The 23,011-nt window shown below is 65.7% G+C and carries 24 protein-coding genes; 9 read left to right on the top strand and 15 right to left on the bottom strand.

Annotated features, from left to right (window positions below):
* Positions 1–55: 55 nt before the first annotated feature.
* Positions 56–1,723, bottom strand: coding sequence for a DEAD/DEAH box helicase (locus ACFPU0_RS10395; protein ID WP_377692878.1), 1,668 nt, complete (start codon positions 1,721–1,723; stop codon positions 56–58).
* A 369-nt stretch (positions 1,724–2,092) separates the two neighbouring features.
* Between ACFPU0_RS10395 and ACFPU0_RS10400 the strand changes: the two genes are divergently transcribed.
* A complete protein-coding gene (locus ACFPU0_RS10400; RefSeq protein WP_377692879.1) occupies positions 2,093–2,884 on the top strand; it encodes a crotonase/enoyl-CoA hydratase family protein in 792 nt (263 codons plus the stop codon).
* Positions 2,885–3,037: 153 nt separating this feature from the next.
* Here the strand turns inward: ACFPU0_RS10400 and ACFPU0_RS10405 are convergent, their stop codons facing one another.
* Positions 3,038–3,784: a spermidine synthase gene (locus ACFPU0_RS10405; RefSeq protein ID WP_377692881.1), complete on the bottom strand. Its 747-nt coding sequence runs from the start codon at positions 3,782–3,784 to the stop codon at positions 3,038–3,040.
* 230 nt (positions 3,785–4,014) lie between these two features.
* On the opposite strand from ACFPU0_RS10405, the gene ACFPU0_RS10410 reads away from it, so the two are divergent.
* On the top strand, positions 4,015–5,364 hold the full coding sequence (locus ACFPU0_RS10410) for a class II 3-deoxy-7-phosphoheptulonate synthase (RefSeq protein WP_377692882.1): 1,350 nt from the start codon (positions 4,015–4,017) through the stop codon (positions 5,362–5,364).
* Between the two features lie 101 nt (positions 5,365–5,465).
* On the opposite strand, the gene ACFPU0_RS10415 is transcribed toward ACFPU0_RS10410, so the two are convergent.
* The 3 genes from ACFPU0_RS10415 to ACFPU0_RS10425 all read right to left on the bottom strand — a co-directional run bounded on the left by ACFPU0_RS10415 (position 5,466) and on the right by ACFPU0_RS10425 (position 7,528).
* Entirely contained in the window at positions 5,466–6,668 is a 1,203-nt protein-coding gene (locus tag ACFPU0_RS10415) for a winged helix-turn-helix domain-containing protein (RefSeq protein WP_377692883.1), read from the bottom strand.
* Between the two features lie 42 nt (positions 6,669–6,710).
* Positions 6,711–7,211, bottom strand: coding sequence for a DUF3291 domain-containing protein (locus ACFPU0_RS10420; RefSeq protein ID WP_377692884.1), 501 nt, complete (start codon positions 7,209–7,211; stop codon positions 6,711–6,713).
* 77 nt (positions 7,212–7,288) lie between these two features.
* A complete protein-coding gene (locus ACFPU0_RS10425; RefSeq protein WP_377692885.1) occupies positions 7,289–7,528 on the bottom strand; it encodes a DUF1127 domain-containing protein in 240 nt (79 codons plus the stop codon).
* 97 nt (positions 7,529–7,625) lie between these two features.
* Here ACFPU0_RS10425 and ACFPU0_RS10430 point away from each other — a divergent pair, with 97 nt between their 5' ends.
* Entirely contained in the window at positions 7,626–8,477 is an 852-nt protein-coding gene (locus tag ACFPU0_RS10430) for a LysR substrate-binding domain-containing protein (protein WP_377692886.1), read from the top strand.
* 3 nt (positions 8,478–8,480) lie between these two features.
* Here the strand turns inward: ACFPU0_RS10430 and ACFPU0_RS10435 are convergent, their stop codons facing one another.
* Positions 8,481–9,233 carry a sulfite exporter TauE/SafE family protein gene (locus ACFPU0_RS10435; protein ID WP_377692887.1) on the bottom strand — a complete coding sequence of 251 codons (753 nt, stop codon included), beginning with the start codon at positions 9,231–9,233 and terminating at the stop codon, positions 8,481–8,483.
* Positions 9,234–9,336: 103 nt separating this feature from the next.
* Between ACFPU0_RS10435 and ACFPU0_RS10440 the strand changes: the two genes are divergently transcribed.
* Positions 9,337–10,290 carry a LysR family transcriptional regulator gene (locus tag ACFPU0_RS10440; RefSeq protein ID WP_377692888.1) on the top strand — a complete coding sequence of 318 codons (954 nt, stop codon included), beginning with the start codon at positions 9,337–9,339 and terminating at the stop codon, positions 10,288–10,290.
* On the opposite strand, the gene ACFPU0_RS10445 is transcribed toward ACFPU0_RS10440, so the two are convergent.
* On the bottom strand, positions 10,291–10,800 hold the full coding sequence (locus ACFPU0_RS10445) for an RDD family protein (RefSeq protein ID WP_377692889.1): 510 nt from the start codon (positions 10,798–10,800) through the stop codon (positions 10,291–10,293).
* A 128-nt stretch (positions 10,801–10,928) separates the two neighbouring features.
* On the opposite strand from ACFPU0_RS10445, the gene ACFPU0_RS10450 reads away from it, so the two are divergent.
* Positions 10,929–11,399: a MarR family winged helix-turn-helix transcriptional regulator gene (locus ACFPU0_RS10450; protein WP_377692890.1), complete on the top strand. Its 471-nt coding sequence runs from the start codon at positions 10,929–10,931 to the stop codon at positions 11,397–11,399.
* 152 nt (positions 11,400–11,551) lie between these two features.
* Complete coding sequence (locus tag ACFPU0_RS10455; RefSeq protein ID WP_377692891.1) at positions 11,552–12,571, top strand: alpha/beta hydrolase; 1,020 nt, start codon at positions 11,552–11,554, stop codon at positions 12,569–12,571.
* Between the two features lie 58 nt (positions 12,572–12,629).
* Here ACFPU0_RS10455 and efp read toward each other — a convergent pair whose 3' ends face one another.
* The 3 genes from efp to ACFPU0_RS10470 form a co-directional block, all read right to left on the bottom strand.
* Positions 12,630–13,196 (bottom strand): elongation factor P, encoded by a 567-nt coding sequence (efp, locus tag ACFPU0_RS10460; protein WP_377692892.1) that lies wholly within the window; start codon positions 13,194–13,196, stop codon positions 12,630–12,632.
* A 43-nt stretch (positions 13,197–13,239) separates the two neighbouring features.
* The gene (earP, locus tag ACFPU0_RS10465; protein ID WP_377692956.1) at positions 13,240–14,370 is read right to left on the bottom strand and encodes an elongation factor P maturation arginine rhamnosyltransferase EarP; all 1,131 of its coding nucleotides are present in this window, start codon (positions 14,368–14,370) and stop codon (positions 13,240–13,242) included.
* Between the two features lie 118 nt (positions 14,371–14,488).
* Positions 14,489–14,698, bottom strand: a complete 210-nt coding sequence (locus ACFPU0_RS10470) for a hypothetical protein (protein WP_377692893.1) — start codon at positions 14,696–14,698, stop codon at positions 14,489–14,491.
* Between the two features lie 469 nt (positions 14,699–15,167).
* Here ACFPU0_RS10470 and ACFPU0_RS10475 point away from each other — a divergent pair, with 469 nt between their 5' ends.
* Positions 15,168–15,542 (top strand): helix-turn-helix domain-containing protein, encoded by a 375-nt coding sequence (locus tag ACFPU0_RS10475; RefSeq protein WP_377692894.1) that lies wholly within the window; start codon positions 15,168–15,170, stop codon positions 15,540–15,542.
* Positions 15,543–16,074: 532 nt separating this feature from the next.
* The gene (locus ACFPU0_RS10480; protein WP_377692895.1) at positions 16,075–16,740 is read left to right on the top strand and encodes a YcbK family protein; all 666 of its coding nucleotides are present in this window, start codon (positions 16,075–16,077) and stop codon (positions 16,738–16,740) included.
* 2 nt (positions 16,741–16,742) lie between these two features.
* Here the strand turns inward: ACFPU0_RS10480 and ACFPU0_RS10485 are convergent, their stop codons facing one another.
* Together ACFPU0_RS10485 and ACFPU0_RS10490 are read right to left on the bottom strand one after the other, a co-directional pair.
* Positions 16,743–16,949, bottom strand: coding sequence for a hypothetical protein (locus ACFPU0_RS10485; RefSeq protein ID WP_377692896.1), 207 nt, complete (start codon positions 16,947–16,949; stop codon positions 16,743–16,745).
* Between the two features lie 455 nt (positions 16,950–17,404).
* The gene (locus ACFPU0_RS10490; RefSeq protein WP_377692897.1) at positions 17,405–17,743 is read right to left on the bottom strand and encodes a DUF2388 domain-containing protein; all 339 of its coding nucleotides are present in this window, start codon (positions 17,741–17,743) and stop codon (positions 17,405–17,407) included.
* Positions 17,744–18,019: 276 nt separating this feature from the next.
* Between ACFPU0_RS10490 and ACFPU0_RS10495 the strand changes: the two genes are divergently transcribed.
* Entirely contained in the window at positions 18,020–20,071 is a 2,052-nt protein-coding gene (locus tag ACFPU0_RS10495; RefSeq protein ID WP_377692898.1) for a multicopper oxidase family protein, read from the top strand.
* A 76-nt stretch (positions 20,072–20,147) separates the two neighbouring features.
* Here the strand turns inward: ACFPU0_RS10495 and ACFPU0_RS10500 are convergent, their stop codons facing one another.
* From ACFPU0_RS10500 to livM, 3 genes are read right to left on the bottom strand one after another with little or no spacing between them, the layout of a single operon-like run.
* A complete protein-coding gene (locus ACFPU0_RS10500; RefSeq protein ID WP_377692899.1) occupies positions 20,148–20,864 on the bottom strand; it encodes an ABC transporter ATP-binding protein in 717 nt (238 codons plus the stop codon).
* On the bottom strand, positions 20,861–21,733 hold the full coding sequence (locus ACFPU0_RS10505; protein WP_377692900.1) for an ABC transporter ATP-binding protein: 873 nt from the start codon (positions 21,731–21,733) through the stop codon (positions 20,861–20,863). Before ACFPU0_RS10505 ends, ACFPU0_RS10500 begins: the two co-directional genes overlap by 4 nt.
* Positions 21,730–23,010 carry a high-affinity branched-chain amino acid ABC transporter permease LivM gene (livM, locus tag ACFPU0_RS10510; protein WP_377692901.1) on the bottom strand — a complete coding sequence of 427 codons (1,281 nt, stop codon included), beginning with the start codon at positions 23,008–23,010 and terminating at the stop codon, positions 21,730–21,732. Before livM ends, ACFPU0_RS10505 begins: the two co-directional genes overlap by 4 nt.
* Position 23,011: the final 1 nt, after the last annotated feature.

Genomic DNA, 23,011 nt, shown 5'->3' on the forward strand with positions numbered 1-23,011 from the left:
CCAGGCACAAAAAAGCCCCGCGATTGCAGGGCTCTTTCGTTTACAGCGGCGTGCTTCAGTCCTCGCGGTAACGGCGCAGCTTGAGTTGCTTGCCAGCCACGCGGGTGTCCTTCAGCTTGCCCAGCAGGCGGTCGAGGCCCTCTTCCGGCAGCTCGATCAGGCTGAAGGTTTCGCGGATCTGGATGCGACCGATCGCCTCGCGGGCAATGCCGCCCTCGTTGAGGATGGCCCCCAGCAGGTTCTTCGCGGCGATACCGTCGCGGGTTCCCAGGGCGGTGCGGCAACGCACGCGGCCTTCGGCCAGCGGCATGGGCGCGCGGCGCTCGCGGTACTCGCCACGCTCGCCACCCTCACGCTCACGGCGCTCGCGGGGCTGGAAGCTCGGCACCAGCGGCTGCTCGCGCTCCACATCGGCCAGGTTCAGCGCCTGGCCATTGGTGGCCTTCTGCAGCAGGGCGGATGCCAGGGCACGCGGGCTGCAACCGATATCGGCGATCAGGCGGTCCAGCAGCTCGCCGTAGTTGGCTTCGGCGCCGGCCACCAGCGGAGTGAGGCTGGCGGTCAGCTTCTTGATGCGCGCATCCAGCACCTGCTGGGCGTTGGGCAGGCGCACTTCGGCGACCTTCTGCCCGGTCACGCGCTCGATCACCTGCAGCATGCGGCGCTCGCGCGGGGTCACCAGCAGCAGCGCGCGGCCATCGCGGCCGGCACGGCCGGTACGGCCGATACGGTGCACATAGGATTCCGGGTCGTAGGGCATGTCCACGTTGAACACGTGGGTGATGCGCGGCACGTCGATACCACGGGCGGCGACGTCGGTGGCGACGACGATGTCCAGGCGACCGTCCTTCAGGGACTCGATCACGCGCTCGCGCTGGTTCTGGGCGATGTCGCCGTTCAGCGCGGCGGCCTTGTAGCCTTTGGCTTCCAGGGCGCTGGCCAGGTCGAGGGTGGCCTGCTTGGTGCGCACGAAAGCGATCAGCGCGTCGAATTCCTCGACTTCCAGCAGGCGCAGCACGGCCGGGGTCTTCTGGTCGGCGTGGACCATCAGGTGGGCCTGCTCGATACGCGCCACGGTCTGGGTCTTGGCGGCGATCTTGACGTGCTGCGGGTTCCTCAGGTGACGCTCGGCGATCGAACGGATCGACGGCGGCAGGGTGGCGGAGAACAGCACACTCTGGCGGCTCTCGGGCAGCGCCTCGAAGATCACTTCCAGGTCTTCCATGAAGCCGAGCTTGAGCATCTCGTCCGCTTCGTCCAGCACCAGTTGCTGCACGGTGGCGAGCATCTTGTCATCACGGCGCAGGTGGTCGCAGAGGCGGCCGGGGGTAGCCACGATGACCTGGGCGCCCTGGCGCAGGGCCTTGAGCTGCGGGCCCATGGGCGCGCCGCCGTAGACGGCGACCACGTTCAGGCCGGGCATCTGCTTGGCGTAGGTTTCGAAGGCGGTGGCGACTTGCAGTGCGAGCTCGCGGGTCGGTGCCAGGATCAGCGCCTGCGGCTCTCGTTTGGCCGGATCGATGCGCGACAGGATCGGCAGCGCGAAGGCTGCGGTCTTGCCGGTACCGGTCTGGGCCTGGCCGATCATGTCGTGGCCGGCGAGGATCACCGGAATCGACTGGGCCTGGATGGGGGACGGCTCTTCATAGCCAACCGCGGTGATCGCGGCCAGAACACTGGGATGAATGCCGAGCGCGGCGAAAGTGCCGAGTTCCTGGGTCATGGGTCTGCCTCGTGTGCATCCGCAAAGACCCTTTTTCCATGGCTGCACATGCCGTGAAGGACCTTGTGGGTCAACCCTGGCAGCCTGGTAGAGAATTTGCGTGAACGCTTTTATGGGAATGGATGAAACGTCAAGGGTAGTCCGCAGCGCGGACTTGCCGCCGAAGGCAAAGTGCCTCGGGAAAAACGCAGTACTTGAACGGGGCCGTCAATTGGCCGGCGCGCATAATACAGGAAAATTCTTCCTGGCGTGCAGCTTTTTCAACACCCCGGCTTCCACACCGCTCGACGGTGCCCGCCAATGGACAAGCCCCCTGCGCGGGTCTATATCCCACCTGCCCTCCTGCGATTCCTACAAAGGAAAGCCACCATGTCCCCCAGTTCCGCAGGCCGCGTCAGCCGTGAAAAGCGCGGCCACATCATGCTGATCGGCCTCGATCGTACGCCCAAGCGCAACGCCTTCGACCAGTCCATGCTGGACGACCTGGTGCTGGCGCTGGGCGAGTACGAGCGGGATGACAACGCGCGCTGCGCCCTGGTCTTCGCCCATGGCGAGCACTTCACCGCCGGACTGGACCTGGCCAGTGTCGGCGACGCCTTCAGCAAAGGCTGGAAACTGCCGGACGGCGCGATCGACCCCTGGGGCACCTTTGGCGGACCGCACCCGACCAAGCCGCTGCTGGTCGCGGTGCACGGCTACTGCTACACCATCGGCATCGAGCTGATGCTTGCGGCGGACATCAACCTCTGCGCCAGCAATTCCCGCTTCGCGCAGCTGGAAGTGCAACGCGGCATCTTCCCTTTCGGCGGCGCCACCCTGCGTATGCACCAGGTGGCCGGCTGGGGCAACGCCATGCGCTGGCTGCTCACCGGCGACGAGTTCGACGCCCACGAGGCCTATCGCCTCGGGCTGGTCCAGGAAGTGACGGCCCCCGAAGACTTGCTGCCGCGGGCCATCTGGCTGGCGGAACGGGTGGCCGCCCAGGCTCCGCTGGGAGTCAGGGCCGTGCTGGCCTCGGCGCGCCAGGCCCTGGACGAAGGGGAAAAGGCCGCCGCGGCCAGCCTCCCGGCCACCACCCAGCGCCTGCTGGCCACCGAGGATGCGAAGGAAGGCCTGCGGGCGATGCTGGAAAGGCGGGATGGGCACTTCAAGGGCAAATAGCCCTTTGCGCGCGGAGTTTCAGGAACCTGTAGGGGCGAATTCATTCGCCAAGGGCAGCGCAGCTGCCCCCTGCTGCCTTGAAGGGCAGACCTGCGGTCTGCTTGGCCAATGAATTCGCCCCCACAAGGTTTGCGCTTCCCATCCAGGCACCGCCTAGCTCGCCGGCCGCACCACTTCCAGCAGAGACTGCAACGAGTAGCCGAGGCTCGGCGCCAGGGCCCGGGCCCTCGACCCGAGCGCCTCGCGGTCCAGTTCCTGGTCGAGGCCGGCCGGCACGAAGAGCACCACGTTGCCCTCCTTCACCGGACACTCCCAGTAGTGGCGGTGGAAGAGCCCGCGCAGCAAGGCGGCGCCCAGGGGCTTGCCATCATCCGCCGCCCACTGGTTGATCACCAGCCAGCCGCCGGGACTGAGGCGCTTCTGGCAGGCGCCGAGGAAGTTCCAGGCCAGGTGGCCGACGCCCGGCCCCTGGTCGGTGTAGAGGTCGACGAAGATCAGGTCCGCCGGCTCGGTGCTGTCGAGAAGTTCCAGGGCATCGCCGATGCGCACGTACAGACGCGGGTCGTCGGTCAGCCCCAGGTACTCCATGGCCAGGCGCGGCACATCGGGGCGCAGTTCGATCACCTCGACGTCCTCCAGTGGCAGGAACTTCAGGCAGGCCTGGGTCAGGGTGCCGGCACCAAGGCCGAGGAACAGGGCGTTCTCCGGCGCCTCGTGGCACAGCGCCCCCAGCAGCATGGCGCGGGTGTAGTCGTACTCCAGCCAGGCCGGGTCGCTGGTGAACACGCAGCTCTGTTCCACGGCATCACCGAACTCGAGAATGCGGTAGGGGCCGACCTCGTAGACGCGGATCACCCCGAAATCGTCGTGCACTTCCGCGAGCAGGCGCTCTTCGGACATCAGCTCATCACTCCATCAAGGCGGTGCGGACAATTCGCACCGGCCCGGCGCCACGGCGGCGCCTGTTGCCATTGACGCCGGAGCCCATGCTCCCGCGCGCCCCACACGCGGGGCCGCACAAGGATAACAGCGGAACGCCGCAAAACCGCATGCATGCCATCACAGGCGCCGCCTGGGGGCCTTTCGGTTACCATGGCTCATCTACCGCAAGCAGCCGTATCGAGACCCTGATGAGCAGCCAAGAATGGAGCCCCGAAAGCTGGAGGGAAAAACCCATCCAGCAGCAGCCCGAGTACCCGGACGCCGCCAAGCTGGCGCATGTCGAGCAGACCCTGGCGAGCTACCCGCCCCTGGTTTTCGCCGGCGAGGCCCGCGAGCTGCGCCGTCAATTCGCCGAGGTCACCGAAGGCCGCGCCTTCCTGCTCCAGGGTGGTGATTGCGCGGAAAGCTTCGCCGAATTCTCCGCCGCGAAGATCCGCGACACCTTCAAGGTGCTGTTGCAGATGGCCATCGTCATGACTTTCGCCGCCGGCTGCCCGGTGGTGAAGGTGGGCCGCATGGCCGGCCAGTTCGCCAAACCGCGCTCCTCCGGCAACGAGACCCAGGGCGACGTCACGCTGCCGGCCTACCGTGGCGACATCGTCAACGGCATCGGCTTCGATCCCGCCAGCCGCGTACCGGACCCGGAACGCCTGCTGCAGGCCTATCACCAGGCCACAGCCACCCTCAACCTGCTGCGCGCCTTCGCCCAGGGCGGCTTCGCCGATGTGCACCAGGTGCATCAGTGGAACCTCGATTTCATCGCCAACTCCGCGCTGACCGAGAAGTACAGCCAGCTGGCCGACCGCATCGATGAAGCCCTGTCCTTCATGCGCGCCTGCGGCCTGGACAGCGCGCCGCAATTGCGCGAAGCGAGCTTCTTCACCGCCCACGAGGCGCTGCTGCTGAACTACGAGGAAGCCTTCGTGCGCCGCGACAGCCTCACCGGCGGCTGGTACGACTGCTCGGCGCACATGCTCTGGATCGGCGACCGCACCCGCCAGCTCGACGGCGCCCATGTGGAATTCCTGCGCGGCGTCGGCAACCCCATCGGCGTCAAGGTGGGCCCGAGCATGGACACCGACGAGCTGATCCGCCTGATCGACATCCTCAACCCGGACAACGACCCCGGCCGCCTCAACCTGATCGTCCGCATGGGCGCCGAGAAGGTGGGCGAGCATATGCCGCGCCTGGTCCGCGCAGTACAGGGCGAAGGCCGCAAGGTGCTGTGGAGTTCCGACCCCATGCACGGCAACACCATCAAGGCCTCCAGCGGCTACAAGACCCGAGACTTCGCCAGCATCCTCAGCGAGGTGAAGCAGTTCTTCGAGGTGCATCGCGCCGAAGGCAGCTACGCCGGTGGCATCCATATCGAGATGACCGGGCAGAACGTCACCGAATGCATCGGCGGCGCCCGCCCCATCACCGAAGACGGCCTCTCCGACCGCTACCACACCCACTGCGACCCGCGCCTGAACGCCGACCAGTCCCTGGAACTGGCCTTCCTGATCGCGGAGACGTTGAAGCAGATTCGCCGCTGATCCCAGCACGCACAGGTTTGGCGGTGTTGTTGTAGGGGCGAATTCATTCGCCAAGGGCTGCGAAGCAGCCCCTGAAGCCCGCAGGGCGGATGAATTCGCCCCTACAGGCACGCCCGCAACCGCGCCGTCCCCGGCCGGCGGCAGGTCACCGCCACCTCGCCCAGCCCCAGCCAGGCAGCCATGCTCTGCAGGTTCTCCGCCAGCGCCTGCATCCCGGCTTCGCCGAGGCCGTGTTCCTCCTCGTGCAGGGCATGCACGGCCAGGCGATCCCGGGCCCTTTCGGCACGCAGGTCGACCCGCGCCGCGAGGCGTTCGTCGTGGAGGAAGGGCAGCACGTAGTAGCCGTACTGGCGCTTGTGCTGGGGCGTGTAGATCTCCAGCCGGTAGCGGAAGTCGAATAGCCGCTCGGTGCGTGACCGCTCCCAGATCAGCGAATCGAAGGGCGACAGCAGCGCACTGGCCCTGACCTTGCGCGGCACCCCGGGCTCACCCAGGCAGTAGGCGAGCTGTTTCCAGCCGTCGACCCGCACCGGCTGCAGTGCGCCCTCCTCCACCAGTTCGGCCAGGCGTGCCTGACTGTCGGCGGTGTCCAGCCGGAAGTAGTCACGCAGGTCGCGCTCGGTGGCAACGCCCAGGGCCAGGGCGGCACGCAGCAGCAACTGGCGCTGGGCGTCGGCTTCGGACAGTTCCGGCTGGCCCAGGATGTCGGCAGGAATCACCCGTTCCGGCAGGTCGTACAGGCGCTCGAACCCCCGACGCCCGGCCACCGTCACTTCACCGGCGGCGAACAGCCACTCCAGCGCGTGCTTCTCCGCGCTCCAGTCCCACCAGGGCCCGGCCCGCTCCTCCCGCGTGCTCAGCGCACCGGCGCCCAGGGCGCCCTGCTCGCGCACCGCCTGCAGGACCCGCTGGATCACCGCCTGCTGTTCGAAACCGAAGCGCGCCAACTGCTGGTAGATGCCCTGGCCGTTGGCCGCCCGACGCATGCGCCAGCGCATCAGCGGATAGAGCTCCAGCGGCAGCAGCGAGGCCTCATGCCCCCAATACTCGAACAGCGCCCGGCGCCGGGGCTTGCCCCAGGCCAGGTCGTCCAGCAACTCGCGGTCGTAGCGGCCGAGGCGGGAAAAGGCCGGCAGGTAGTGGGAGCGCACCAGGGCGTTCACCGAGTCGATCTGTACCACCCCCAGCACCTCCAGCTGCGCCAGCAGTTGCCGGTGGCGGATGGTGCCGCGCGGCGCGCGGGCGAAGCCCTGGGCGGCGAGGGTCAGGCGGCGGGCTTCGGGAAGGGAAAGGGTCAGCGTCATGGGGCTCCGTGCCGGCAGGGGGAGTGACGCTTCACACTAGCATCAGCTTGCCTGGCTTTCGCGCACCTGGTCGAAGGGCGCAAAGGGCACGGCCTGGTCCGGGGCGAGGAAGGTCTGGCGGAAGGTGAACGCCTCGGGGGTCGGGCCGGCCTCCCGCAGCCGCGCCAGGCGCCGGGCCGCTTCATGGACATCCGGCCGGTGCCCCCTCGGTACCCACCAGAGCACCTGATGGACGCCGGCAATGCGTTCGAACCAGTCCTTGCGCCGACGCAGCATCTCGACATGGGCGGACCGGTAGACGAAGTCGCTGAGGCTGGCCACATCGCGCCAGACCGAGAGATTGACCAGCACCTCCGGACCGAAGGGGCGGATGGCAGTGGCGTCGCCCTCCTCGTCCTGCAGGCGCCAGACGAAGCCCGGCGCATTGTCGGCCAGGGCATTGACCGGTGCCAGGCTGGCGACGAAATCGGCCATGAGCGGGGAATCCAGGGGCGCCTTCATCGAGGCGATATTCAGTTGGGCCAGTTCGTGGGTGTTGGACATGGTTCCTTTCCTTCGAGTCCATTCATCAAGGTTGCGGCCCGCCCTGCGCTTCACCGTCGGCGGGCCGCATCGCAGTTTCACTTCTGCAGCGGGTCTTCCCAGAAGTGGCGTTCGCTTTCCTCCATCACATCGGCACGGGACAGGCCGATGTCCTTGAGCATTTCATCGCTCATCCGCGCCAATTGTTCCCGTTCGTACACAAGCTGCTCCCAGCGTCTGATCCTGTGCCATGCGGCGGCGAGCCAGCTTTCCTGGTGAGGCGTTGCGTTGAATCGAGCGTGATGCGAAGTACCGATAAAGCCGTGTTGACCTTTCATCGTGTTGCCCTCCCTGTGGGGATGGCGCCAGTTTCCGGCCAGGACTAAGATCAATCCAACGAATGTTTCTTATGCACTGCATCTCAGGAATTGATGAATGAACTACCCGGCCATCGATACCGAATTGCTGCGCACCTTCGTCGCCATCGCCGACTACGGCGGTTTCACCCGCGCGGCAGAAGTGGTCAACCGCACCCAGTCGGCCGTGAGCATGCAGATGAAGCGGCTGGAAGAGGACGTGCTGCAACGGACTGTGTTCGAGCGTGACGGCCGCCAGGTCAGGCTCACCGCCGAAGGACAGATCCTGCTGGGCTACGCGCGGCGCATCCTCAAGCTGCATGGCGAGGTGATGAATACCCTTCGCCAGCCGCACATGGTGGGTTCGGTGCGTATCGGCACGCCGGACGACTACGTGATGCGCTTCCTGCCGGGCATCCTTTCGCGCTTCGCCCAGGCCTATCCGCTGGTGCAGGTGGAGGTGCATTGCGAGTCCAGCGCGCAGTTGCTGCAGCGCCAGGACCTGGACCTGTCCATCGTCACCCGCAAGCCGGGGCACGAGATCGGCGAGCTGTTGCGCCAGGAGCGCTTCGTCTGGGCCGAGGCGGTGGGCTTCAGCCCCCACGAGCAGTCGCCGCTGCCGCTGGCCATGTTCAACAGCGACTGCTTCTGCCGCGCCTGGGCCTGCAACGCCCTGGACGCCATGGGGCGCGAGTATCGCGTAGCCTACAGCAGCCCGAGCCTGGCGGCGCTGATGGCGGTGACCAGTGCCGGCCTGGCGGTGACCGCGCAACTGGAAAGCCTGATCACCCCCGACCTGCGCATTCTCGGCGAGGCGGAAGGACTGCCCCAGTTGCCGCTGAGCAACATCATGCTGCTGCGCAACGAGCGCAATCAGTCGCCGGTGACCGACACCCTGGCCGAGCACATCATCGAAGGCTTCCGCATCTGAGCTTCACTTGATCGCCAGCAGTACCGCACAGAGCAGCAGGAAGACGCAGAACAGCGAGCGCAGCACCCGTTCCGGCAGGGCATGGGCCAGCCGCACGCCCCAGCTGATGCTGAGCAGGCCACCCACCGCCAACGGCAGGCCCATGGCCCAGCTCACGTGGTGATGCAGGCCGTAGGTGGCCAGGGTCACCGCGGTGCTCGGCGCCGCCAGCGCCAGCGACAGCCCCTGAGCCATCACCTGGCTGGTGCCGAACACGCTGGTCAGCACCGGCGTGGCGATCACTGCACCACCGACACCGAACAACCCGCCTGCCGCCCCCGCCACGCCACCCAGGGCGCCCAGCCAGGGCCAGGGCTGGCGCAGTTCGTTGCTGGCCTGGGCCTTGGCCATGAACATCCGCGTGAAGTTGTAGGCGGCCAGGGCCAGCAGGAAGCCGACGAACGCCAGGCGCATGCTTTGCGCATCCACCCCCACGGCGAAGAGCGACGCCAGCCAGGCGAAACCGAAGCTGGTGGCGGCCAGCAGCGTCGCGTAACGCGGATCGATGCGGTTGCGCTGGTGGTAGCGCCACAGCGCCAGCAGCACATTGGGCACCACCATCACCAGGGCAGTGCCCTGGGCCAGTTGCTGGTCGAGACCGAAGAGCACGCCCAGGGCGGGAATGGCGATCAGCCCGCCACCAATGCCGAAAAGCCCACCCAGGGTGCCAAGCAGCGCGCCCAGCAGGATATTCAGAACAAAAGCCAGCAGGTCCATGACGCCTCCAGATCAGATGGCAGCCGATGCTACGCGCGGCCGGCTGGAACGGAAACGCACAGCAACGCACAATGGCTATGCACCAAACGCATAGGCAGGCCCCATGAACCCCGATGCCCTGACTGAACAACTGGCCCTGTTCCTCGACGTACTGGAGGCCGGCAGCTTTTCCGCCGCCGCCCGTCGCCACCCGCTCACCCCTTCGGCCGTGGCGCGGCGTATCGACGCCCTGGAACGCGCCTTGGGCAGCACGCTGTTCGTGCGCAGCACCCATGCGGTGAAGGCCACCCCCGCCGGCCTGGCCTTTGCCGAGCGGGCGAAACGGGTGCTGGCGGAGCTGCGCCTGGCCCGCGCCGAAGCGGTATCACTGAGCAGCGCCCCCGAAGGGCTGATCCGCATCGACGCGCCCTCCCCCTTCGGTCGCCGGCACCTTGCTCCGGCCATCGCCGAATTCCTCATGGCCTATCCCGGCCTCGACGTGCAGTTGCGGCTGATCGACAGCTTCATCGACATGCAGGGCGAGAATCTCGGCCAGGTGGACCTGGTACTGCGCATCGGCCCCCTGGCCGATACCCGGCTGGTGGCCACCCCGCTGGCGCCCATGGTGCGGGTACTCTGCGCCAGCCCAGAGTACTTGCGCCGGCGCGGCATTCCCCGCGATCCGCGCGAACTGCCCGATCACGACGGGCTGGACTGGGATGCCCTGGCGCCACCTTATGCCTGGCGTTTCGAGGTGGACGGCAAGTTGCAGCTGATCCGCCCGGGACGCATGCGCATGACCGCGAACAATGCCGAGACCCTGCTGTTCAGCGCCCTGGCGGGGCTCGGCATCGCCCACCTGCCGACCTGGCTGACCAGCGAGTACCTGGTGCGCGGCGAACTGGTGCCGCTGTTCTGCGAGGACGGCCTGCCACCGCCCGAGCCGAGCGGCATCTATGCCTTGCGCCTGGAAGGAGAAGCCAGCTCGCGGAGCCGGCTGTTACTGGAGTTCCTGAAGAACCGCTTCGGCCCGGTGCCGCCCTGGGACCTCGCCCTGGGCGGACTGGGCCGGGCCTGATCAGCGCGGCCGCTGCACCACGCGGGTTCCCGCCAACTGGTCGTGCAGGCAACGGCGGTCGGCGCGGAAGATGAACAGGTAATCCACCAGTACCAGCAGCACACCCACCAGCGGGACATAGGCCAGCAGCCACCAGACCAGGTAACGCTTGAGCAGCAGCCCGCCCAGTTCCGGCACCTGGCCGTCGAGATCGACGATGGCGATCTTCAGCAGCCGCTTGCCGAGGGTCTGGCCGTAATGCTTCAGCAGGTGACCGTTGACCAGCAGGAACACCGCCAGACCCACCGCCAGGCCCAGCAGTTGCTGGCCGAGGCTGGGTTCGATGCCTTGCTGGGCCGCTTCGAAGGCGCCCGAGACATAGGCCACCGGCACGGTCGCCAGGCTCATGACCAGGCCATCGATCAGCGCGGCGCCCAGGCGCGTCCAGCGGGAGGCCAGCTGGGGTTCGGCGGCGCTGTTGACGGTGAGCTCGGCCTGGGGCGCCTGATAGGGGTTTTGCAGGTTGTCCATGTTTGCGGTCCTTGCAGGTAATGACCAGTGCATTCTGGTCGCTGCCCCGCGCAGCGCAAGGGCATCTCGCCGGGAGACGAACGGAATGCATTTTGCCCACGAAAGGCTTGCGCGCTAAATTAGACGCCATGACCGCCTTTCGGAGATCGACAATGACTACCACCCCGTGCAAGGAGCTGCTGCTCGACAACCAGATCTGCTTCGCGCTCTATTCCACGTCCCTGCAGATGACCAAGGTCTACAAGCCCCTGCTCCAGGAACTGGGCCTCACCTACCCGCAGTACCTCGCCATGATGGTGCTCTGGGAAAGCGACGGCATCACGGTGGGCGAAATCAGCAACCGAATGCTGACCGATCCCGGCTCCCTCACCCCGCTGCTCAAGCGCCTGGAAGCCGAAGGCCTGATCACCCGCACCCGCAGCAGCAAGGACGAACGCGTGGTGGAGCTGCGCCTCACCGAGCAGGGCCGTGCCCTGCAGGACAAGGCCAGGTCGGTACCCGCCTGCATCCTCGCCGCCACCGAACGCTCCATCGAGCAGTTGGGCAGTCTCAGGGACGAACTGGTGTCGCTGCGCGCAAGCCTGGGAAAGGCCGTCTGACGGCCTTATTCCCGAGCTGGCGGGGTTCTATTCCAAAGTCTTCCAATAAATATCTTGCGCACTAAATAAATCAGGCCTAATTTCCACATCACGCACTTACTTAGCGCGCAATATTTTAGCCATCAAATCAAATCCAGATAGAGGAACCCGCCATGAAACCGATCAGCACCTTCGTCGCCGGCAGCCTGCTCGCCCTGTCCGTCGGTCAAGCCTTCGCCGCTGGCAGCCCGGGCGTCGAACGCAACACCCAGGCCTTCCTCGAAGCCCTGGCCGCAGGTGGCGGCAAGCCCCTGGAAACCCTGGCTCCCAAGGATGCGCGGGCCGTGCTGAGCGGTGCCCAGGCCAGCGTGAAGCTGGAACTGCCGAAAGCCGATGTGAGCCAGAAGACCATCGAAGCCGACGGCCAGGAGATCGACCTGACCATCGTCCGCCCCGCCGGTGTGAAAGGCACCCTGCCGGTCTTCATGTTCTTCCACGGCGGCGGCTGGGTGCTGGGCGACTACCCGACCCACGAGCGCCTGATCCGTGACCTGGTGGCGGGCTCCGGCGCCGTGGCGGTCTACGTGAACTACACGCCCTCCCCCGAGGCCAGGTACCCCACCGCCATCAACCAGGCCTACGCCGCGACCAAATGGGTGGCCGAGCACGGCAAGGAGATAGGAGTCGACGGCGATCGGCTGGCGGTGGCCGGCAACAGCGTCGGCGGCAACATGGCCGCGGTGGTCAGCCTGATGGCCAAGGACAAGGGCACGCCGAAGATCCGCTTCCAGGCCCTGCTGTGGCCGGTAACGGATTCCAGCTTCAACAATGCGTCGTACAACCAGTTCGAGAACGGCCACTTCCTCACCCGCAACATGATGAAGTGGTTCTGGGACAGCTACACCACCGACCCGCTCCAGCGCGCCGAGATCTACGCCTCGCCGCTGCAGGCGTCCACCGAGCAGCTCAAGGGCCTGCCGCCGGCCCTGGTGCAGACCGCGGAGTTCGATGTGCTGCGCGACGAAGGCGAGGCCTACGCCCGCAAGCTGGACGCCGCCGGCGTGGAGGTCACCTCGGTGCGCTACAACGGGATGATCCACGACTTCGGCCTGCTCAACGTGCTGGCCAAGGTCCCTGGCACCCGCGCCGCCATGCAACAGGCCGGCGAGGCCCTGAAGGAACACCTGAAATAAGAAAGGCGGAAACGAAAAAGCCCGGCATGCCGGGCTTTTTCCTGTCTCGCTAGAAGGCTCAGGCCTTGACGCGGGACTTGTACTCGCCGGTGCGGGTGTCGATCTCGATGGAATCACCGATTTCGCAGAAGGCGGATACTTGCAGCTCGGCGCCGTTGTGCAGGCGAGCCACTTTCATCACCTTGCCGGAGGTGTCGCCACGGACAGCCGGCTCGGTGTAGGCGATCTGGCGAACGATGGTGGTCGGCAGTTCGACGGAGATCACGCGATCGTTGTAGAACACGGCTTCGCAGACGTCGGTCATGCCGTCTTCGATGAAGGTCAGCACGCCTTCCAGGTCGGCCTTCTCGATCTCGTACTGGTTGAACTCGGTGTCCATGAAGACGTAGAGCGGATCAGCGAAGTAGGAGTAGGTCACTTCCTTGCGTTCGAGGATGATCGGCTCCAGCTTGTCGTCGGCCTTGAACACGGTCTCGGTGCCGGCGCCGGTCAGCAGATTCTTCAGCTTCATCTTGACCACGGCAGCGTTGCGGCCGGACTTGTTGAACTCGGCCTTCTGGATGACCCAGGGAGCGCCATTGATGTTGGCGACTTGGCCGGCGCGGAACTCTTGAGCGGTTTTCATACGAATATCCGATGTGGATGGGTGACAAAAAACAGGCCGCGTATCATAGCGGTTTTGTACAAAACTGCACCAGACCCGACGCAAGATCGGTTCGACCGGCCTGAATCGCGCACCAGCGCTCGGCGTGGGATTGCAATTCCGGCCACTGCGCCATCAGCGCAGCCCAGGCTTGGCCCATCCCCTCGCCCCGGTTCCAGGCCCGCCAGCTTTCGGTCAGCGCGGCCGCGGCGGCCGGGGACAGATCGCGGCAATGGACAGCGAGGAACGCCTCGAGCTTTTCCCAGTGCGCGTCCTCTTCCTGCTGGTAGATGTGCCAGAGCAGCGGCCGCCCCGCCCACTGCGCACGGACGAAGGAATCCTCGCCGCGCACGGCGTTGAAATCGCAGCTCCAGAGGACAAGGTCATAATCCTCCTGGCTGACGAAGGGCAGCACGGCAATCGACAGGCGGCCATGGCGGAAACGGGCACCCGCGACCAGCCTGTCCTCCCCCAGCCAGCGCGCCAGGTCAGCCAACACCCGGCCGACAGGCACCAGCAGCTGCACCGGCCGATCGCCGGCGGCCAAGGCATCCAGCCAGCCCGCCAGCGCAGCGTTCTCGTAGGCGAAGAGGGAAACCAGCAGCGCGCCGTCTTCCAGTTCCACGCCCAGCTCTTCGAGAAAGGCGCGGCGCGCCTCGGGGTCGGCCTGGAAGGCCCGGCGTCGCTCCAGCAGCCCGGCTTCACGCAGCAGGCCGCCGGTGCCCTCGGCAAAGCCGGGGAAATAGAAGGCCTTCTGCAGGCCATTGGGCTGGAAGGACGGCAGGCCATGACAGCCGGCCACCCAATCCTCGGCGCTGAGGTACTCCAGGTTCAGCCAGCGGGGCGGGTCCGCACGCGCCGCCATGGCTGCCAGGTATTGCTCCGGCAACTGGCAGGCGAAGGCTTCGATCACCACATCCGCCGCGTCGACCGGCCGCCAGTCACGGCGCCAGTGGCGGATTTCCACGCCCTGCTGCCATTGGCTGTCCGCCTCCGGATCGGCCTGGGGACAGAGCGGCGCGAATACGGCCGGCTCGTCCACCCACAGGCGCACCGCCTGGCCGTGCTCGGCCACCAATTGGCGCGCCAGGCGCCAGGTCACGCCGATGTCGCCAAAGTTGTCGATGACGTTGCAGAAGATGTCCCACTTCACGATACGGCTTCCTGGAAAAGCCCCAGTTTAACCAAGACGGCGGATGCGCAAACAAAATGCCCGCCATACAGGCGGGCCAAGGGGAGCATGGAGCAGAAAGGGCTGAGCGGGAGCCGGCGCCTCAAGCCAGCAGGCTGTGGGGGCTGCGCTGGCGGCGGGCCAGCTCCAGCAGCCAGATCGCCTTGCTGGCGCCGGCCGCTTCGCGGGAGATGAAGGGCCCGGAACGCATCACGCCATCCACCACCACGAACCAGCAGGCCATATGGCCATCGGCCCGAAGCGCCTCCGGAACCGCGGTACCGACCAGGGACATGACATCAACGTGGGACATCGCCTCACCTCCATCGCATTTCATGGAGCAAGACTATGGGTGCGACCCTGCTGATAGAAATCAGTTGCCTCGATAGTGGCTATCCATTTCAGCAATGGGTCTCGCCGGGCCTGAACGCAGAAGCCCCCTGCCCGCGGGTACGGACAGGGGGCGAATCAGAGACAGCATTCTTCGATCAGCCGGGCGGGCCGGTGGACCAGGGTATCCACCAGCTGCGGCCTGTCCGCCGGGCCTGCCAGAGCGCATCGCGACATGCGCTGACAGCCCCATCGCAACAGCGACACCGCCTTGCCCCGGGCTTCAATATCCCTGGCGGTGGCGGACCAGTCCTGGCCATACCGGTTTCCTCATCGTCCGTGATCAACCTTGGCAATTGCCGAGCTGGCGCCTACCATAATCACATTTCGATAACCATGCAAACACGATAAGTGAACCAAGGACGATTCATTCCGTAATTAAGATTCGCGGCATGAATACGCTTGGATCGCGCATTGCGCACTACAGAAAGCTGAAAGGACTCTCGCAACAGGCCCTGGCCAACGAGTGCGGCTGGGAATCCCAATCCCGCATCGGCAACTACGAGCGGGACTCCCGGGAGCCCTCTTTCGATGACCTGAGGCGAATCGCCAAGGTGCTAGAGGTGACACTCAACGACCTGTTGAATCCTGTGCTGCAGATCGCCGAATCCGAGGCCGGCGATTACGCCCGCGAACAGCGGCTCAGCCCGCGCTCGCGCCAGGTGCTGGACCGCCTGATGCTGGCCGCCAGCGAGGGCCGCCTGGTCGAGGACGACCTGGTCCTGCTCGAACAGATCGCCCGGCGCCTGGAAAGGCCGGAAGGCTGACCCTTTCAGCCCGGCAGCTGTCTCAAGGACATGGGGACTCGCCCCTTGCCTCGAGAGGTACCGCCCATGCTTGCCCGGGTCATCAAGATCGCCTTGCTGGCTACCATCCTCGCCAGCAGTGGCGGCTGCATCATCCACCACTTCGATGACGACCACCACCGCGGAGGCTGGGATAGCCACCGCGACCACGATGACAGGGACGGAGACCGAGACGGGCACAGGAAAGGCCACCGCTGAACCACGGGAGCCCATGGTCATAAGTAACCGGATCTGCCTGTTACGACTCAAATTGACCTGGTAGGGTGCGCCGCGCGCACCAAGGGTTGAGCGCGGCGCAGGGGCTGATCCCGCGATCGGTGCGCATGGCGCACCCTACGGTGGGGCAAGTACAGAAGTTGTGCCCCGAATGCGTAGGTAGGCCCCGCTCCCAAAAGAAACTCCACGTTCTACGAACGGGGATGTTTACTGAGGCTCCGAAGCGCCCGCCGCCAGGTGTATAGTCGTGGACCCGGCCCATGGAGCGCGGTCGATCATGGCTGCTTCCACCCCTGGCATATCCCGGCGCCAAGTACTCAAGGCCTTCGCCGCCTACGCGGTGCTCATGGCCACCGGCGACGCCATGGCCAGCCGAATCGACGCGAAGCTGCGCCCCCGCGCCTTCCATGCCCGCCTGCTCAATCGTGACCGCCACCTGCGCCTGGAACGCCCCGCGGCGGGCGAAGTCGCCACCTTCTGCTATTTCCGCAAGGGCAAGGGCTGGGACCTGGCCGGCTACCGCAAGGGTTGCCACATACTGCGGGACGTCCGGTACAAGAGCACGGTGAAGATCAACGTCAGGTTGCTGGACCTGCTCTTCCTGATCCAGGCATGGTTACGCATCAACCAGTTGCCAACGCGCATCCTCATCAACAGCGGTTACCGCACCCCCCAGCACAACGCCACCCTGGAAGGCGCCGTGCGCAATTCGCTGCACATCCGAGGCATGGCGGCCGACATCCGCATTCCGGGCGTCAGCGTCGAACGGCTGGGCAAGCTGGTCCGCGCCATCGGTGCCGGCGGCGTGGGTTTCTACCCGTCGAAGGGCTTCATCCACGTCGATGTCGGTCGCGTCAGGACCTGGCGCGTGGCGGAGCTGGTGGAACCGGGCCAGGAAGAATGGGCGCTGGCCGTACTCGACCAGGGCGAGAACTTCGCCTGACTTCAGTCGAAGTCAGCGCAATCCCCACAGATGAACTGACCGCGCCGGTCCGTCCTCTCGGTCGGTTCGCCGCAGTAATCGCACTGCCCTTCCGGCGCATCGAGCGGATCGCCGTCTTCGTCGTCGAGGAAGAACTCGTCATCCAGCTCGTCGTCGTTGTCGAGCAGGTGGTCGTGTTCGGGTTCGTGGAGGTCGAGATCGTCGTCCATAGGGGCATGCCGGGAAGCTTTGCGGGTGGCGCAGACTATAGCCCGCGCCGCCTCCCGGCCAGGAATTTCTGCCTGTGCCGTTGGTCGGCGCGTGCATCATGCAGGGCGGCGATCAGCAGTTGCCCTTCTTCGCCTGCCCCGGCGGACAGAACTCCCCGTGGCCATGGTCATGACCAGGGTCGCCGATATCGATGCCGATACCTGGAAGCCGGAGGCTGCAACCGCCCAGCGCCATCACAGCAGTCAGGAGCAACACAGTCATTCCTTTCATCGCGAGTCCCCCTCCACAAGCCAGGAGCCTTGGGATTTCCGAGATGCAGACCGCGCAGAAGCCGGTCGTAGAGTCAGACCTTCAGCCCCGAGCCATGTTCCGGAAGGCGGTTCGACGTCTGTCGGTGACCAATGGCGGGTATCCGGGGGCTCCCGTGGCCAGCGCTACGGGAACCGAGGGGGAATCACTGCTTGTCGGCGGCGAGAATCGCGCTGGCCAGCTCCAGGTCGCTGTGGGCCTGCAGCGCGGGGTTCTCGCTGCGCAGCCGCCGCAGCTCGGCCTCCAGGTAGGGGCCGCGGATGGCGCCATCGCTGGCGATGAAGCTGCTGGCATCGTCCTGCACGGGGCCGACGAGCTTGTCGTCGCCGCCGCTGGTCAGGTAGGTGGAAGCGGTGGTGGCGCCGGTGGAGAGCAGGCTGCGCAGCAGGTCGTCGTGCTCACCGTGGTGCTTGTGATCGGCCATGGCCGAAGCGAAGGGGGCGGCGATCAGGACGAGGGTTGCAGCCGTGTTGCGAAAACGCATGGTGACTCCTTGGGTGATTGCGTTCCCCTCAGATTGCGGCGCACGGAGCGAGTTCCTGATGCTGATCTCGAAGTTGATCTCTGGCGCCGACTCCCCGGGTCATCGCAACCACCCATCCCCCGAACGCAGAGGCCTGTCGGATGGTTGCCGGCCATGGCCGCCCGGAATTGATCCAGATCAATTCCGGGGCACCAGAGCGGGGTAATGGTGAGAGCGCCCTGCCATCCGACAGGGGTCCCCATCTGCCTCCGATCCCGAAATCTGGGAGGACTGAACATGATCTCAAGGCGTCGGATTCTCCAATACAGCGCGCTCGCCGCGGGCGCACTCATGCTCCCCACCCACCCCTTCCTGCGCCGTGCGCAGGCAGCCGCATTCTTTTCGCACGTCGGTTTGCTGAGCGACCCTGCGCTGCAACCCAAGTTCGTCGAGTTGGCGCCCAATGCGCTGGACCCGGCGTTTCTGTTCAAGGACTTCAGTGTCGGCGGACAGGCCGCCATGAACCCTGACTTCAACGTCCGGATCACCGAAACCGACCAGCAGACCGGCCTTATACAACCATCGAATGGCAAGAAACTGTGGACCCGGGTCTGGGGCTACGGCTCAGGAACCGTCAGCTGGCCCGGCCAGACGATCCAGGTGGTCAACAGTTCGGCGGGGGGAGCGGAGGAGGCCCTGGTTCGCTGGCGCAACGAACTGCGCAGCAAGAGTCACCTGCTTCCCCTCGATACCAATGTGCACTGGTGCTATTCGCTGCATGGGGACAACTCGGCCAATGGCGTCGACTACCGCCGGTTCAGCATCAAGAACAATGGGGTACCGATCAGTACCCACCTCCACGGCGGCAACAGTGATTTCCAGTTCGACGGCCATCCGGAACTCTTCTACAGCCCGGGCGGCAAGATAACCGGGCCGCAATGGGACTTCGTCCAGGGAGGCTTCACCGACCTCTTCCGCTACAACAACAGCGTGCCGGCGTGCCACCTGTGGTACCACGACCACGCCCTGGGCATAACCCGCCTCAATGTCTATGCGGGCCTTGCCGGCCAGTACATCATCCGTGACCAGTTCGACACCGGCCTGCCCGGCAATCCTCTCGGCCTACCCGCCTATCCCTATGAACTGGCCTACCTGATCCAGGACCGGATGTTCACCGAGAAGGGCGCGCTGTTCTACCCGGCGTTTCCGGGCGATCCGTTCTACGACGACTTCATCGCGGGTGAAGGTGTCATCCTGCCCCCCGATCACTTCCCCAATGGAGGCCCAACTGCACTGGCCGAGTTCTTCGGCGACCACATCGTGGTCAATGGCAAGATCTGGCCCAAGGCCAATGTCGAACCGCGCCACTACCGCTTGCGCCTGGTGAACGGCTGCGACTCCAGATTCATGGTGCTGCAGTTCGTAACGGTCGCCGGCAACGTCACGGACCCCAACGATTCCAGTGCCGGCGCACCATTGCCCTTCTGGGTGATCGGCAGCGACCAGGGCCTGGGCACGCCTCGCGAGACGAACATGCTGGTATTCGAGCCCGGTGGCCGCTACGACGTCGTCATCGACTTCGCCCAGGTCCCCTTCGGCAGCCGGGTGATCATGAAGAACCTGGGCGGCGACTCACCCTTCGGCGGTGCGTTCGGCGCCGACCTGGCCCCGGAAGACCTGTTCGATGACCGCCAGACCGACCGGGTCATGGCCTTCGACGTGGTCAGGCCCAGGTCCGGCGTGGCGGATGGCTTCCAGCCCCAGCTCCTGCCCAGCTTCGCGGGCGTACCCGGCAATGCGACGGTCCGCAGGGTGGCGCTCTTCGAGGGCAATGACGGTTTCGGGCGGCTGGAGCCGCTGCTGGGGACAGTCAAGTCAGGCAATCTCAACACCACCAATGTGGCGACCGCCTACGCGTGGTTCCAACCGACCACTGAACTGCCAAGCCTGGGCAGCACCGAGATCTGGGAGATCTACAACTTCACTGCCGATGCCCACCCGGTCCATCTGCACCTGGTCAATTTCGAGATCCTGGATCGGCAAGTGTTCGAGTATCAGGTCACCGGCTCGCAAATGATCCCGCAGCACGACGGCATGATGGGCGAGGCACCGCAAATCTCCTTCATCAAGCGCTTCTCCGCCGCGCCGGTCGGCCCCGAATACTTCCAGGCAGCGCCGAAGGACATGGTCACGGCCCTACCCGGCAACCCCGAGCCGGAGTCGGGCAACCCCACGGGCCAGGTGGTGCGGATCAAGGCGCGTTTCAACAAGCGAGGGCTATACGTCTGGCACTGTCACATCCTCTCCCACGAAGACCACGAGATGATGCGGATACTGCAGGTGACCTAGGCGCCCGGAGTGTGCGCGGGCCGGCTCGCCCCGTGGCGAGCCGGCCGCGTCGATTCGCAGCCTGCGGCCGGACGGATCAGTGCCCGCCCAGGTACGCAGCACGCACCTGCGGGTCCTCGAGCAGCTCCTGGCCGCTACCGGTCATGCGAATCTCGCCGGTGACCATCACGTAGGAGCGGTCGCTGAGCTTCAACGCGTGATTGGCGTTCTGCTCCACCAGGAAGATGGTCATGCCTTCGGCGGCAAGCTCACGCAGGGTCCGGAAGATCTGCTTGACCACGATGGGCGCCAGGCCAAGGCTCGGTTCATCCAGCAGCAGGATCTTCGGCCGGCTCATCAAGGCGCGGGCGATGGCGAGCATCTGCTGCTCACCACCGGACATGGTCATGGCCCGCTGGTTGCGCCGCTCCTTGAGACGTGGAAACAGCTGGAACATGCGCTCCATGTCCTGCTCGGCGTGCTCCATGCCGACGGGAATGGTCCCCATCAGCAGGTTCTCCTCCACCGTCATGTCCGGGAACACGCGGCGTCCCTCGGGGGACTGGGCGATGCCGTTGGACGCGATGTAGTGCGGCGTACGCCGGCTGATGTCCTCACCCCGGTAGAAGATCTGGCCCGAGCTGACCCGCGGCTGGCCGAAGATGGACATCAGCAGGGTCGACTTGCCGGCGCCGTTGGCACCGATCAGCGACACCGTCTCGCCGGCGTGAATCTCCAGGGATACCTTCTTCAATGCCTGGATGGGCCCGTAGAACACGTCCACATCCCGCAGTTCCAGAATGGGCGCACTCATGCCACCTCCTCCTCTTCCGCGCCGAGATAGGCCGCGATTACCCGTTCGTTGTTCTGGATGTGTTCCGGCTGGCCCTGGGCGATCACGTCGCCGTGTTCCAGCACGATGACGTGGTCGGAGATGCTCATCACCATGCCCATGTCGTGCTCGATCAGCAGCACCGTCACCCCGTGCTTGTCGCGCAGCGTGCGGATGATCGACGTCAGCGCCACGGTTTCCGCCGGGTTCAGGCCTGCGGCCGGTTCGTCGAGGCAGATCAGCTCCGGCCCGGTGCACATGGCGCGGGCGATTTCCAGGCGGCGCTGCTGGCCGTAGGAGAGTTCGCCGGCCAGGCGGTTGGCGCAGCCAAGCAGATCGACCACTCCGAGCCAGTAGAAGGCGCGCTCCAGCAGCCGCTCCTCGGTACGCCGATAGCCCGGCGTATTGAAGATGCCGGCGAGCAGGTTGCGGTCGGCCTGCATGTGCTGGGCCACCAGCAGGTTCTCGACCACCGTCATTTCCTTGAACAGGCGGATGTTCTGGAAGGTACGGGCCAGCCCCGCGCGATTCACCTGGTGGGTGCCGCCGAACATCTTGTAGTAGAGACGCCGCGCGAAACTCACCGGGTTGACGAAGTCGGTGGGCTGGAACGGCTCGCCCAGCACCTGGATGACATTGGTCGAGCGGTTCCGCGCCTTCAGCTCGATGCGCCCGCCGCTGGCGGTATAGAAGCCGGTCAGGCAGTTGAACACCGTGGTCTTGCCCGCGCCATTGGGGCCGATCAGGGCGGTGATGGAGCCGCGCTGCACCGCCAGGTTCACATCCTTGAGCGCCTTGATGCCGCCGAAATGCATCATCAGGTGCTCGACCCGCAGAATATCGTCACTCATTGCGCATACCCCTTCGGTGCGGCCACCCCCACTCGACTGACACGGATCAGGCCCCTCGGCTTCCACACCATCATCAGCACCATCAGCACGCCGAACAGCAGCACGCGGTAGTCGGCGAAGTTGCGCAGCAGCTCCGGCGCGACGGTGAGCACGAAGGCGGCGATCACCACCCCGACGGTGGAGCCCATGCCGCCGAGCACCACGATGGCGAGGATCAGCGCCGACTCGAAGAAGGTGAATGAGGTGGGGTTGACGAAGCCCTGGTAGCTGGCGAAGAACACCCCGGCCAGGCCCGCGGTGGAGGCGCCGATCATGAAGGCCGAGAGCTTCACCAGCACGTGGTTCAGGCCCATGGCGCGACAGGCGATCTCGTCTTCGCGCAGCGCTTCCCAGGCGCGGCCGATGGGCATGCGGGTCAGGCGGCGCTTGATATAGAGCACCAGCAGCACGGTGAGGAAGATCACCACGTAGATGAACGCGAACTTCAGGTTGGGGTTGTAGGCGACACCGAAGAACTCATGGATCGGCACCCCGCCTTCCTTGGCCCGCCGGCCGAATTCCAGGCCCATGAAGGTGGGGCTCGGTACGGACAGGCCGTTGGGGCCGCCGGTGAACTCCAGCCAGTTGTTCAGCACCAGGCGGATGATCTCGCCAAAACCCAGGGTGACGATGGCCAGGTAGTCGCCGTGCATGCGCAGCACCGGGAAGCCCAGGATGGCTCCCGCCAGCGCCGCGGCGATGGCGGCCAGGGGCAAGGCGGACCAGAAGCCGAGGCCCAGGTGGTCGTAGCCGAGCGCCAGGCCGTAGGCGCCGATGGCGTAGAAGGCCACGTAGCCGAGGTCCAGCAGGCCGGCCAGGCCCACCACTATGTTCAGGCCCAGGCCCAGCAGCACGTAGATCAGGCCGAGGATGACCACGGTGAGCAGGTACTTGCTGGCCACGAATGGTAGCGCCACGGCCACCAGGACGAGCAGGGCCATGACCCAGCGGATGTTCGACCTGTGGCCGGGTGGCAGTACATGGACACCGCTGCCAGTCAGCTCGAAACGGCTGTGAAAGGCTTTGCCCCTGGGGGTCTGCAGGAAAAGGCTGACGGCCAGGCGGCCCGCCATCACAGTCGCGATGATCCAGCCCACGCGCTCGAACTGGAGATCGAAGCCGTAGCCGTCCAGCACCACGCCAACGATGGGGCCGAATACGATCAGGGCCAGCAGACCCGCGATGATGGCATCCAGGAGGCTTTTCTTGATATCGAGGGAAGTCGATTGAGTCGACATG

The sequence above is a fragment of the Pseudomonas sp. GCM10022186 genome, from assembly GCF_042656385.1.
In the GTDB taxonomy this organism is placed as follows: Bacteria; Pseudomonadota; Gammaproteobacteria; order Pseudomonadales; family Pseudomonadaceae; genus Metapseudomonas.

Coding starts and splice junctions, on each gene's coding strand:
- ACFPU0_RS10395 (WP_377692878.1), bottom strand. CDS start 1,723: ATGACCCAGGAACTCGGCACTTTCGCCGCGCTCGGCATTCATCCCAGT.
- ACFPU0_RS10400 (WP_377692879.1), top strand. CDS start 2,093: ATGTCCCCCAGTTCCGCAGGCCGCGTCAGCCGTGAAAAGCGCGGCCAC.
- ACFPU0_RS10405 (WP_377692881.1), bottom strand. CDS start 3,784: ATGTCCGAAGAGCGCCTGCTCGCGGAAGTGCACGACGATTTCGGGGTG.
- ACFPU0_RS10410 (WP_377692882.1), top strand. CDS start 4,015: ATGAGCAGCCAAGAATGGAGCCCCGAAAGCTGGAGGGAAAAACCCATC.
- ACFPU0_RS10415 (WP_377692883.1), bottom strand. CDS start 6,668: ATGACGCTGACCCTTTCCCTTCCCGAAGCCCGCCGCCTGACCCTCGCC.
- ACFPU0_RS10420 (WP_377692884.1), bottom strand. CDS start 7,211: ATGTCCAACACCCACGAACTGGCCCAACTGAATATCGCCTCGATGAAG.
- ACFPU0_RS10425 (WP_377692885.1), bottom strand. CDS start 7,528: ATGAAAGGTCAACACGGCTTTATCGGTACTTCGCATCACGCTCGATTC.
- ACFPU0_RS10430 (WP_377692886.1), top strand. CDS start 7,626: ATGAACTACCCGGCCATCGATACCGAATTGCTGCGCACCTTCGTCGCC.
- ACFPU0_RS10435 (WP_377692887.1), bottom strand. CDS start 9,233: ATGGACCTGCTGGCTTTTGTTCTGAATATCCTGCTGGGCGCGCTGCTT.
- ACFPU0_RS10440 (WP_377692888.1), top strand. CDS start 9,337: ATGAACCCCGATGCCCTGACTGAACAACTGGCCCTGTTCCTCGACGTA.
- ACFPU0_RS10445 (WP_377692889.1), bottom strand. CDS start 10,800: ATGGACAACCTGCAAAACCCCTATCAGGCGCCCCAGGCCGAGCTCACC.
- ACFPU0_RS10450 (WP_377692890.1), top strand. CDS start 10,929: ATGACCGCCTTTCGGAGATCGACAATGACTACCACCCCGTGCAAGGAG.
- ACFPU0_RS10455 (WP_377692891.1), top strand. CDS start 11,552: ATGAAACCGATCAGCACCTTCGTCGCCGGCAGCCTGCTCGCCCTGTCC.
- efp (WP_377692892.1), bottom strand. CDS start 13,196: ATGAAAACCGCTCAAGAGTTCCGCGCCGGCCAAGTCGCCAACATCAAT.
- ACFPU0_RS10470 (WP_377692893.1), bottom strand. CDS start 14,698: ATGTCCCACGTTGATGTCATGTCCCTGGTCGGTACCGCGGTTCCGGAG.
- ACFPU0_RS10475 (WP_377692894.1), top strand. CDS start 15,168: ATGAATACGCTTGGATCGCGCATTGCGCACTACAGAAAGCTGAAAGGA.
- ACFPU0_RS10480 (WP_377692895.1), top strand. CDS start 16,075: ATGGCTGCTTCCACCCCTGGCATATCCCGGCGCCAAGTACTCAAGGCC.
- ACFPU0_RS10485 (WP_377692896.1), bottom strand. CDS start 16,949: ATGGACGACGATCTCGACCTCCACGAACCCGAACACGACCACCTGCTC.
- ACFPU0_RS10490 (WP_377692897.1), bottom strand. CDS start 17,743: ATGCGTTTTCGCAACACGGCTGCAACCCTCGTCCTGATCGCCGCCCCC.
- ACFPU0_RS10495 (WP_377692898.1), top strand. CDS start 18,020: ATGATCTCAAGGCGTCGGATTCTCCAATACAGCGCGCTCGCCGCGGGC.
- ACFPU0_RS10500 (WP_377692899.1), bottom strand. CDS start 20,864: ATGAGTGCGCCCATTCTGGAACTGCGGGATGTGGACGTGTTCTACGGG.
- ACFPU0_RS10505 (WP_377692900.1), bottom strand. CDS start 21,733: ATGAGTGACGATATTCTGCGGGTCGAGCACCTGATGATGCATTTCGGC.
- livM (WP_377692901.1), bottom strand. CDS start 23,010: ATGTCGACTCAATCGACTTCCCTCGATATCAAGAAAAGCCTCCTGGAT.